This window comes from Frankia sp. CcWB2 (assembly GCF_977927585.1).
The window spans coordinates 3,034-13,848 of the sequence record NZ_CDWRCM010000096.1 but is presented as its reverse complement, the minus strand read 5'-3'; the positions used below and the strand labels follow the sequence as shown (position 1 = coordinate 13,848).

Annotated in this window: 9 protein-coding genes and 1 pseudogene; 2 read left to right on the top strand and 8 right to left on the bottom strand. The window is 70.7% G+C overall.

Translation table 11 applies throughout. The annotated features are described in order from the left end of the window. Both ACY45C_RS11890 and ACY45C_RS11885 read left to right on the top strand, forming a co-directional pair. A pseudogene (locus tag ACY45C_RS11890) lies at positions 1-608 on the top strand (Crp/Fnr family transcriptional regulator); the annotation flags it as partial. Between the two features lie 299 nt (positions 609-907). Further along, a complete protein-coding gene (locus ACY45C_RS11885; protein ID WP_462187679.1) occupies positions 908-3,121 on the top strand; it encodes a family 2 encapsulin nanocompartment cargo protein terpene cyclase in 2,214 nt (737 codons plus the stop codon). 41 nt (positions 3,122-3,162) lie between these two features. Here ACY45C_RS11885 and ACY45C_RS11880 read toward each other — a convergent pair whose 3' ends face one another. From ACY45C_RS11880 to ACY45C_RS11845, 8 genes are all read right to left on the bottom strand, one after another. Beyond that, on the bottom strand, positions 3,163-3,915 hold the full coding sequence (locus ACY45C_RS11880) for a SagB family peptide dehydrogenase (protein ID WP_462187678.1): 753 nt from the start codon (positions 3,913-3,915) through the stop codon (positions 3,163-3,165). Between the two features lie 30 nt (positions 3,916-3,945). After that, complete coding sequence (locus ACY45C_RS11875) at positions 3,946-4,404, bottom strand: hypothetical protein (RefSeq protein ID WP_462187677.1); 459 nt, start codon at positions 4,402-4,404, stop codon at positions 3,946-3,948. After that, the gene (locus ACY45C_RS11870) at positions 4,355-5,284 is read right to left on the bottom strand and encodes a YcaO-like family protein (RefSeq protein WP_462187675.1); all 930 of its coding nucleotides are present in this window, start codon (positions 5,282-5,284) and stop codon (positions 4,355-4,357) included. The genes ACY45C_RS11875 and ACY45C_RS11870 overlap by 50 nt, the downstream gene beginning before the upstream one ends. Before the next feature lie 9 nt (positions 5,285-5,293). Beyond that, a complete protein-coding gene (locus ACY45C_RS11865; RefSeq protein WP_462187674.1) occupies positions 5,294-6,730 on the bottom strand; it encodes a YcaO-like family protein in 1,437 nt (478 codons plus the stop codon). After that, positions 6,727-8,355, bottom strand: a complete 1,629-nt coding sequence (locus tag ACY45C_RS11860; RefSeq protein ID WP_462187672.1) for a CocE/NonD family hydrolase — start codon at positions 8,353-8,355, stop codon at positions 6,727-6,729. Before ACY45C_RS11860 ends, ACY45C_RS11865 begins: the two co-directional genes overlap by 4 nt. Positions 8,356-8,365: 10 nt before the next feature. Next, complete coding sequence (locus ACY45C_RS11855; RefSeq protein ID WP_462187671.1) at positions 8,366-9,175, bottom strand: TOMM precursor leader peptide-binding protein; 810 nt, start codon at positions 9,173-9,175, stop codon at positions 8,366-8,368. A 224-nt stretch (positions 9,176-9,399) separates the two neighbouring features. Continuing rightward, positions 9,400-9,513 (bottom strand): streptamidine-related RiPP repeat protein, encoded by a 114-nt coding sequence (locus ACY45C_RS11850; protein ID WP_023840694.1) that lies wholly within the window; start codon positions 9,511-9,513, stop codon positions 9,400-9,402. A 111-nt stretch (positions 9,514-9,624) separates the two neighbouring features. Continuing rightward, positions 9,625-10,815: MFS transporter (locus tag ACY45C_RS11845; RefSeq protein ID WP_462187670.1), on the bottom strand; the 1,191-nt coding region annotated here is incomplete at its 5' end.

The following is a 10,815-nucleotide window of genomic DNA, read 5'->3' as shown; positions in this document are numbered from 1 at the left end:
TCCACACCCGGGTGGCGGACCTCTACAACGAACCGCACAACCAGCTGGAGCACCAGATCCGGCTCACCGTCGAGGCCCTGCGCGAACGCCAGGAGCACGAACTGGTGAACAACCCCGACTTCGGGCTGCTGCACAACGCCGACCTCCGCCAGCGTATTCACACCCGGAGCGGTCCGCCTACCCCGGACGACCTCGACGAGCTACTGAGCCGCCGACGCAGCACACATTTCCTGCTCGCCCACCCGCGGACCATCGCCGCGTTCGGCCGGGAATGCACCGCCCGCGGCATCTACCCGGCCACCGTCCTCTTCCACGACCAGCACGTGCCGGCCTGGCGCGGCGTTCCCCTGCTCCCGTTGAACAAGATTCCGATCAGCAGGACCGGTACCACGTCCATCCTCGCACTGCGCACCGATGAGGAGAACCAGGGGGTGATCGGCCTGCACCACGCCGGCCTGCCGGACGAATACGAGCCCGGCCTGTCCGTGAGATTCGCAGGTATCAGCGACAAGGCCATCATCTCGTACCTGGTGACCACGTACTACTCCGCGGCGGTGCTCGTCCCCGACGCGCTCGGCATCCTGGAGAACGTCGAGATCGGTCGGTGACACCCGGCCGCGCGAGCCGCTGGGATCACCCGGAACCCGCGGAATTCTGCGGAATTACGCGAGATTACGCGGGGTTCCGGGAGGGTTCCGCTGGGCTCCGCGGCATCCCGGCCCGATCTCTCCCGGCCGCCCCGACTGTTCACTTCTCCGCTGCCACCCCGGCAGACCCGGTACGCCTTCCCCGGGACCGATTCCCCGGGGAAGGTTCTCCGGTGCCGGATACGGATAAGGATCCGTATCCGGCCGACTTTCGGGGCCGGCCGTCCAGCCCGTGACCGAGAAAGGTTCACCAGCGGGTCATGCAGCCTTTCACGCTACCGGAGTTCTACGTGCCCTATCCGGCACGGCTCAATCCGAACCTGGAACAGGCCCGCGTGCACAGCAGGGCCTGGGCCGACGAGATGGAGATGATCGACTCTCCGCAGCACGGAACCGTGATCTGGACCGAGGCCGACTTCGACGCACACGACTACGCCCTGCTCTGCGCATACACCCATCCGGACGCCGTCGGCCGAAAACTCGATCTGGTCACCGACTGGTATGTCTGGGTGTTCTACTTCGACGACCACTTCCTGGAGCTGTACAAGCGGTCCCACGACATGGCCGGCGCCCGGGCCTACCTCGACCGTCTGCCCGCCTTCATGCCCGTCGACGGTGAGATCACCGAGACGCCGACCAACCCGGTGGAACGCGGACTCGCCGACCTGTGGACCCGGACCGTCCCGGAGCGTTCCGCCGACTGGCGGCGGCGGTTCGCGGTCAGCACCAAGAACCTACTGGACGAGTCCCTGTGGGAACTAGCCAACATCAACGCCGGCCGGCTCGCCAACCCGATTGAATACGTCGAGATGCGGCGCAAGGTCGGCGGCGCGCCCTGGTCGGCGAACCTCGTCGAGCACGCCGCCGATGCCGAGGTTCCGGCCCGGGTCGCGGCAACCCGGCCGCTGCAGGTACTGCGGGACACCTTCGCCGACGCCGTGCACCTGCGCAACGACCTGTTCTCCTACCAGCGCGAGGTCGAAGAGGAGGGCGAGCTCAGCAACGGCGTGCTCGTCATCGAACGTTTCCTCGGCTGTGGAACCCAGGAGGCCGCCGACACGGTCAACGACCTGCTCACCTCGCGGCTGCACCAGTTCGAGCACACCGCGGTCACCGAACTGCCGGCGGTCCTCGAGGAGCACGGTGTCGACCCGGGGAGCCGGCTGGAGGTCCTGGCGTACGTGAAGGGTCTGCAGGACTGGCAGTCCGGGGGCCACGAGTGGCACCTGCGCTCGAGCCGGTACATGAACCGGGCCGTGGCGCCCGGGAGCGGCGAGCTCGGCGGACTCCTCGGACTCACCGGTCTCGGTACCTCGGCGGCCCGGATCGTGCCGTCCCTCGTCACCACCGCACCGCGCCGGATCCGCTCTTTCACGCACATCCCGCACCAGATCGTCGGGCCGCTGCGCCATCCCGATTTCTGCATGCCCTTCTCGACCGGGCAGAGCCCGCATCTGGACGCCTCCCGCCGGGAGAACATCATCTGGGCCCGGGCGGTGGGGATGCTGGACCCGATTCCGGGCATCTGGGACGAACACAAACTGCGGGCGTTCGACTTCGCGCTGTGCTCGGCCGGAATCCATCCGGACGCGACCCTGCCGGAACTGAATCTGACGACGGACTGGCTCACCTGGGGGACCTACGCCGACGACTACTACCCGGTAATCTTCGGCTGCACCCGGGACATCCTCGGGGCCAAGGTGTGCAACGCCCGGCTGTCGGAGTTCATGCCGGTGGACTCCCCCGTCACCGCGGTGCCGGCCAACGCGTTGGAACGCGGTCTGGCCGACCTGTGGGCGCGCACCACCGAGACCATGTCGCCAGGCGCGCGCGAGACGTTCCGCGGCGCCGTCGAGGTTATGATCGACAGCTGGCTGTGGGAGCTGGCAAACCAGGCCCAGAATCGCATTCCCGACCCGATCGACTACATTGAGATGCGCCGGGCGACCTTCGGTTCGGATCTGACGATGAGCCTGTCCCGGCTGGCCCGGGAGCAGACCGTGCCACCCGAGATCTACCGCACCCGGCCGATCCAGGCTCTGGAGAACGCGGCCGCGGACTACGCCTGCCTCCTCAACGACGTCTTCTCCTATCAGAAGGAGATCCAGTTCGAGGGTGAGATCCACAACTGTGTCCTCGTCGTCGAGAACTTCCTCGACTGCGACCGGGAGCGTGCCCTCACGGTGGTCAACGATCTGATGACCTCCCGGATACGGCAGTTCGAGCACATCGTGGCGCACGAGCTTCCGGCGCTGTTCGACAGCTTCGCCCTGGACGCGCCGGCGCGGCAGGCGCTGCTGGGCTATGCGCGGGAACTCCAGAACTGGCTGGCCGGGATCCTCCGCTGGCATGAGGGCACGCATCGGTACGAGGAGTCCGAACTGCGGTACCACCCGACGGCGGGAGTACGGCTCTTCGGCGGCCCCACGGGGCTGGGCACCTCGGCCGCCCACGTCCGGCCGCGGCGGCCGTGACGGCCGGCGCGGCCGGCGCGGCCGGCGATAGTGAAATGTAGTCAGCTCACATGCCTGGTTGGCGGTCGGACCGGCTGACGGCCGACGGGGAACACGACGGTCGGGAACATCGTGTCGGGCAGGCGCAGCAACTCGGCGAGGGCCTGGTCGTCGAAGGCCGTCACGGCGCATCCGGCCAGCCCGAGTGCGGCCGCGACCAGGTAGAGGTTCTGCACGGCGATTCCCGCGTCGAGGTGCAGGGTGCGGTAATGGCGTGCCGGGTACTTCACGAGAGTCGTGTCAAGCCGGGCGACTACGACGACCGCCATGGGCGCCCGTTCGGCGAACTCGGGTTGGACCAGCACCGAACGCAACGCCGCCGCCGGCTCGCCGGACCACAACGTCTGCGGACAGTGGTCCTCGGCGTCGTACCGGAACACGCCGCCGGACAGTTGCGCACTGTGCGCAATGACGAGATAGATGGACAGTGAATGCAGGCCACCTGCCGACGGCGCCATCCACATCCGGTGCTGACTGCCGTCGGGCAATCGGACATCCCGCTGCGGACCAACCGCCCAGCGTAGGAGCGAGGAGACATTTTCGGCGGTCGGCGCCTCGGCATCGAACCGGTACCAGGACCTGCGTGCCGCGAGCACCTGGCCGAACTCGATCGGCAGGTCCGCGCGCGGTGCCGGCAGCGGAATCCGGCTGGTGGCGGCGCGCAGTCCGTCGAGCACCACCTGCCGGGTCGGCGGACCATTGAGGACCTGTTGGGCCCGCCGGATACGCTCCAGCGCGGTGACGTCCTCGGCCACACTCGTCCTTTCGGTTACGTCGCTAATGCGCTAATGCGGTAGCGGGAGGTCGCGCCGGATGGTGCCCGCCGCGGCGAGTTGCCTGGCCAGCCGGGCGCCGCCGAGGAACGGAAGGCCGACGGAGGTGTTCGAGTACAGGCCGGGGGCCAAGGTGTGCACGACCCGCATGCCGGTGGGGCGCACGTCTTCGGTGGTGACGTCGACCGATGTCACCGGGTGGCCGGCGCCGGCGAGCGTGCGCGCGAGCACCATCGGGTCGTCGACTCCGGCGTGCCGGGCGTCCCGGTCGAGGGTCTCCCAGCCGATCGTGCCGGTGAGGGTCTCGGCGAGTTCGGCCTCCAGCCGGTCCTGCAGGCGAGGGTCGAGGAAGAGCTGGAGGTGGGTGCAGTACTCGACGACATCTGCCAGGTCGTCTCGGCAGTCGTCGAGGTACCGCCGGTCAGCTCGCCACGGCTTGAGGGGGCTGTGCGGGTTGCGTGCGGCGCGCATGTAGGGGCCCGTCGGGGTCATCGAGGTCGGCGACGAACATCTGCAGCTGGAAGGCTTCGGCAAGGGCCTTGCGCAGCGCCGGCGTGGTGGTGGTCCGGCACGCTGCTCCCATGGTCAGGTAGCCGGTCGCCGTGTCGTGCACCAGTGCGCCGGCGACGACGAGGCCGAACTCGTTCGGGAATTCGACGAACCGGGTCGTCATGCTTCCGTGCGCGCCCGTGGCAAGCTGCGCGATCCAGGGGGGCGGGGTAATGGCCCGCAACGGCCGGCGGCCGTGCCAGGCCATGGTCAGCGTGTCACGTTCGATCATCTGGCAGATCGCCGACCATTGCGCCGAGCGCTGGTCCATACCGGCGGCCAGGCCGGCGCTGAGGACCGGGCTGAGGTAGGGGAACCCGCGGGCCTGGGCCTGGTGGGCGTAGGACACCCAGACGAGCTGCGCGGGTACCCAGACGGGGGTGCCAGCAAGCAGGTCGGTGCCGGGCGTCCACTCCAGCTCGAGATCCTCGCGGTACTCGGTGAACGGGAAGTAGGGCCCGGCGTACTGGGCGGGTGAGTACAGCACCACCGAGCGCGGGTCGAGCACGGTGGCGCGGTCCGCCGTGAGCTCTTTGTGGGTGGCGCGGCGCAGTCCGGCGGGGACGAGGTTCCCGCAGTAGCGTTCGACGGCCTCGCCGACGGCGGGCCCGAGGGCGGCGTCGTCGTCGAGCAGGGCGTAGCCGGCTCCGGCGAAGTCACTGGCCCAGGCGGAGAACCTGGTGGTGTCGGAGAGGACGGCGGTGTACATGGTGAATTCGGGCGGCAGGGTGGCGGGAATGGTGTTGCGTTCGATCCGGCGGATGATCCCGGATCGGGGGTCGAGGATCGCGGCGAGGTCCATGGGTGCGCCTCAGACGTGCGGGATCGGGTACGGATAAAGGGTGTCTTCGGTGAGCTTTCCAGCAGCCAGGCCCAGCTGGGCGGGTACGTCGTAGAGCCGCTCGCCGCCGAGGAACGGGAAGGCCGCGGGCGGGTTGCCGTAGAGCCCGGGGACGATGACCCGCACGACGGTGAGGCCGGCCGCCCGCACGTCCGGGGTGGTGACGTCCGCTGACACGGCGGGCAGGCCCTGCGTCGCGAGCATGTCGAGATAGCGCCGGCGGGCTGTGTCCCCGTTGATGTCCCCGTTGGCGTCCCTGTTGACGTCCCTGTTGACGTCCCCGTCGGCCCGGGGGATGTCGGCGAGCCGGGTGGTGCGGGTGTCGTCGCGGAGCCGGTCGAGGGGCCGGCCCTGCATCCGCGGATCCAGGTAGAGCTGGGCGACCGCGGGCAGGTCGACGAGGTCGCGGAAATCCGGCCGGATGTCATCCGCGTACCGCCGGTCGGCGCGGTAGGGCAGGTAGGTGTGCGGGGGTATCTCGCCGCGGGCGACGGCTCGCCAGTGCGTGCTGTCACCGTCCGCGAGCTCGGCGGTCAGTTCCAGCATGGCGAAGGCTTCGACGAGCGCCTTCGTCGCCGCTTCCCGCGGGCCCGCCCGGCAGGCCATGCCGTATGCGATCAGCCCCCGTCCCGGTTCTTCAAGGAAGGCGGCGAGCACCGGAACCGGGAACTGGCTTGGCACCTGGAATAACCGGATGGTGCGACCGGTGCCCTCTCCGTGGGCGATGTCGTACCGGTCGAGGAGCTCAGCCGCATCGGCGACGGCCCAGCCTGCGGCGCCGCTGGCCCACCAGATGGTGTTCGCGTCGCGTTCGAAGAGCTCTTCCAACGCGAAACGCTCGGCGTGCTCACGGTTCTCGCCAGTGGCGATGCCGGCATACAGCATGGCGTGGGTGGCCACCTCGTCGGCGTGCGCACCGCGGAAGTAGTTCAGGTAGGCCATCGACGCGGGCACCAGCACCGGATCCCCGGCGTACAGGTCGCGGCCGGGCACCCAGGCCACCGGTGTCTGGCGGGTGAAGGGCCGGAAGGGGAACCCGCGGGCGCGGTACTGCCGGTCGGAGTAGAGCGCCAGGGTCGCCGGGTCGAGGGCCGGCCGCCCAGCCCTGGCGAGATCGTCGTAGCAGGCGATCTCCAGGGCGTCGGGCACGGCGTTGCCGCAGTACCGTTCCATGGCCTCCCCGACCGCGGCACGGCGCGCCCGGTCGTGATCGCTCAGGGCGGCACCGAAGCCGAACCGCTCGGCCGACCAGGTGGCGAACGCACGGGTGTCGGCGGCACGGGCGCTCCAGCCGACCCAGCAGCGCGGCATGGCGGGGCTCGGCTGGTAGGGGACGATCTGGGTGAGGACGCCGAGCCGGCGGTCGACGAGACGCCGTTCGGCCGGCGCGGGGGTGGTTGATCTCACGGGTGCTCCAGCACGGACAGGTCAACCCGGCAGCCGCGGGTTGGACCGGTGTGGATGGTCTGGGTGGCGGTCCGGGTGGCGCTGGTGGTGTACCGGTCCTGGCCGGTGTTGGGGGTGCGGGCCAGCCGCGGGAAGTCGCTGCTGGTGACCTGCAGCTCTAGCCGGCTGCCGGGGTGGAGCAGCAGGGCCGTGGCGTCGAGCGGGATCGACACCGTGGCCGCGCCGGGCCCGACGGCAGCGGCGCCGCTGGTGACCTCCAAGGCCCGGCCGTCACCGAGCCGCTCCACCAGCCGGACTATCCAGTCGGTGCCGGGGCCCGTGGTGTCCGCGGCCATCGTGACGGTGGGTGCGCCGACGATGGCGGTCGGCGTCGTCAGTGGCGGGGTCCGGAATGCCACGGCGTCGGCGCGGGCGTCCAGGTGGGCACGGTCGCAGTCCCGCGGGAGGCTGGGGAAGGGGGCGAGCGGGTCGTAGGTGAACCGGTGCTCGGCGGGCCGCTCGGGCGGGTTCGGCAGGAGTGACCCGTCAGCGCTGGCCTGCAGGCCCAGGGTGGCGGTGGGCGCCGGCCACCGGTCCAGCCAGCGTCCGCCCTCGACGAGGAACACCTTGGTGATCGACGCGTCCCGGCCGGCCAGCACGTCAAGGATCCACGCGACCTGGAGGCGTCCCAGCGGCAGTTGCGAGGCGGGCCCGTGCTCCCGCCCACCCGCCGAGCTGGAAGCGGGGGTCGACAGCTCGTGCCCCCACGGCCCGATCACCAGGCCCCGGGCGGGCCTGTTCGGAGCGCGGTCGCGGCCCGCGGTTTCCCATTGCCACAGCGTCTGCGGCAGGAAGAGGTCGTACCAGCCGCCGATATGCAGGGACGGCAGCGAGCAGCGGGCCAGTTCCTGCGTGCTGATGCCCGCCCCGAGGTCGTCGCCCGTACGGTCGTGCGGTGCCGGGCCGTCGCCGGTCGTCGACGGAGCCGGGACTGACAGAGCCGGGGCTGACAGAGCCGGGGCTGACAGAGCCGGGACTATGGCGCTCCACCAGCGTGGCACCCGTGCCCAGAGGCGCCGGCCGAGGTCAGCGACCGGCAGGTGCCGCAGCAGGTCCGGCTCGCAGCCCAGCATCTGCGCGGACAGCCCGTTCCTGCTGGTGCGGCTCTCGGCGTGCTCGGTCCACCATCCGGCGTACTCGGCCAGCCGCAGGATCCCCGACGGGTCCACGTTGGCGGGCCGCAGACCCGCGGCGGGTACCTCGCTGATCACTGCGCGCACGAGCTCGGGCACGGTGACGGCGGCTGCCCACGCGGTGAACGAGCCGTAGGAGGCTCCGGCGAGGATCACGTTCCCGTCGCACCAGGGCTGGCGGTGGACCCATTCGACCAACGCCCGGCCATCGGCGCGCTCCCCTTGATACGGGGTCCAGGTCCCGTCCGACCCGTAGCGCCCCCGCACGTCCTGGGCGACGTAGGCCAGTCCGTTCCGCGCCCACCCGACGCCGTTTGCCAGCAGCGAACCGCGACCGTACGGGGTGCGAGTGACCACCGCCGGGGCGGGTAGCCGGTCGGGACGGTAGACGTCGGTCGCCAGCAGGACGCCGTCCGCCGCCGGCACGGCCTGGTTCGCGTCGATGGCGTGCATGCCCCGGCGCCTATACTGGGTTGACCGCGAGGTTGGGAAGAGGAAGCACCGGATGCCGGCTAATCGACGCCGTGGTCAGGTCGACGACGAGCTGGTGCCCCTCGCTGGGAACGGCGCTTCCCGCCGCCAGCGCCCGCAGGTCGGCGGCGAGCAGCCCCGCCAGCACCGCAGTGGCTGCCGGGGTGAACGGGGCCGGCGGCTTGACCGTGTCGGAATCGAGGTAGGCCCAGTGGGCGATCAGCTCGTCGGGGAGAGCGGCCGCGGCGAGCCGACGTCCTCTGGTGTCCTGGTAGCACGCCGTACGGCCCGGCATTGACAAGGGTCCCACAACGAACGTGTCGCCCTCGGCGTAGCAGCCGTGCCATGGGGTGTGGTGCGCCGCGCACCACTGGTCGAGCCGGCACCAGTGCGAGTCCGGCAGCCACCGGGCGCAGCTGACGACGACGTCCGAGCCGGCGACCGCGGCCTCGTCCGCCGGGCCCACGGTGCACTCGACGTCCTCGAGGAGGTCGCCCAGGAGTTCGGTGAGCTTCCCGACGACCGGACTGTCGCCGTCAAGGCGCACCTTCCAGCCAGCCGGAACGGTCCCCACACGCCCCGGGCCGACGAACACGCCGCGATCGGTGAGCGCGGCGGTCATGCGCTCGACGGCGGGTCGGTCCACATCGGGCAGGGGCAGCTGGGTGGCTCCGGCCGCGACGTCCCGCACGAGGGCGAGCAGGCGGTCCTCGCCGCCAATTCGGACGAAGACGTTCCCGGGGGCGCTGTAACGCCAACTCCCGTCGGCGGCCCGGTAGAGATGGTGGCCAGGAGCGAACACGTCGGCTTTCCTCATCGGGTGTGTCGCGGTCGTGGTGGTCTGGTGATGGTGGACTGGTCGCGGCCGTGGTCAGCAGGGGTCATGGCCGACACGGGCCGCGCGGGCCGGGATGAACCCGGTGGAGACCGTGACCGTCGGGGCCGTCCGGGAACTGACGGCACCGGCGGTCACGGCTTGCGCTGGCTCACCAAGGTGCACTCGGTGCCCTCAGTGAACCGGGGGCACTACTCCTCGTCGTCCCACGCGAACGGGCTCTGGACGAGCGCGTGCGTGGTCGGGTCCTGCGGGGCAGCGAGGACCGGCGCCTCGGCCAGCTCCTCGAACGAGATCTCCGCCATGCTTCACCTCCTTCGCAATAAAACGGTTTTCATTTTCAACAGGAACACTAGCACGAGCGGCGTGGGGATGGGCCGATATCCACACATCAGCCGGGCGGCTCATTCGGGGGCTCATTCGGCGGCTGTCACCGCCCGGACCTCGGCGTCCGGCCCACCGGGCCCGGCCTGCGGCGGGTTGGCCGGTACCTCGTCGGCCCTGATCAGGTCCTGAAGCCTGCCGGTGTGGCCGAGGCCTGCCATCAGGCCCGCTACCAGCGCCAGGCCGACCCCGGCCGAGGCGGTCAGCAGAGCGGCCCGGGTGCCCCAGGCATCGGCGAGGATGCCGGCGAGCACGGCACCCAGCGGCGTCCCGCCCCAGGCGATCATCCTCGCGGCGGTGTTGACCCGGGCCTGCAGGCGTAGGGGGGTGACGGCTTGCCGGACGACGATGCCGTTGAGGATGACCAGGGAGGTGCTGGCCTGCCAGAGCAGCAGGATGCCCATCCCTGGCAGCCACGCCGTGTTCAGCGACCAGCCGATCAGGGCGAGCGTGCTGGCTCCGAACGCACCGAGTGTGATCGTTCCGGTGGGGACGTGTCGGTGCACGCGGCTGAGCAGCTGGCTGACGATCAGCGTTCCGAGCGCGGCGGCGACGTAGAGGAGACCGATCCGCGGGTCGTCGTCGGGAAGGCCGAACTGCCGTACCGCGACGACGACGACCAGGCCGGTGACCGCGCCCCCGGACAGGCTGCTGCCGGCCCCGAGCAGGGTCAGAGTCCGGATGAGGCGATGCCCCCGGATGTAGCGCAGGCCCTCGGCGATGTCGCGACGGGTCCGGCTCACCCGGCTGCCAGCCGGCCCGCTCCGGTCGGCCCCGCTCCGGTCGGCGGCGCTCCGGTCGGCGGCGGCCGGCGCGGCCCAGCGCACCCGGGAGAGCAGGATGGCACCGACCAGGTAGCTGAGCACATCGAGGGCGAGCACATTGGCTGCGCCCACCGTGGCCGCGGCCACCCCGCCGACGGCCGGCCCGACCAGGTTGACAACGGTGCTCACCGACACCATCGCCCCGGTCGCCGCGGCCACCGCGTCCCGTCCCACGATCGCCGGGACTGCGCCGAAGCTGGCCGCATCGAAGAACACGAAGACCGAGGCAACAAGCACCGCGGAGATCAGCAGATGGGGTGTGGTGAGGACACCGGCCCAGTGGGCCACGGGGATGCTGGCCATCGTCAAGCCGCTGAGGCAACTGGTGACCACCATCGTGCGCCGGTGATCCCAGCGGTCGACCAGGGCACCGGCGGGCAGTCCGAGCACGAGGTAGGG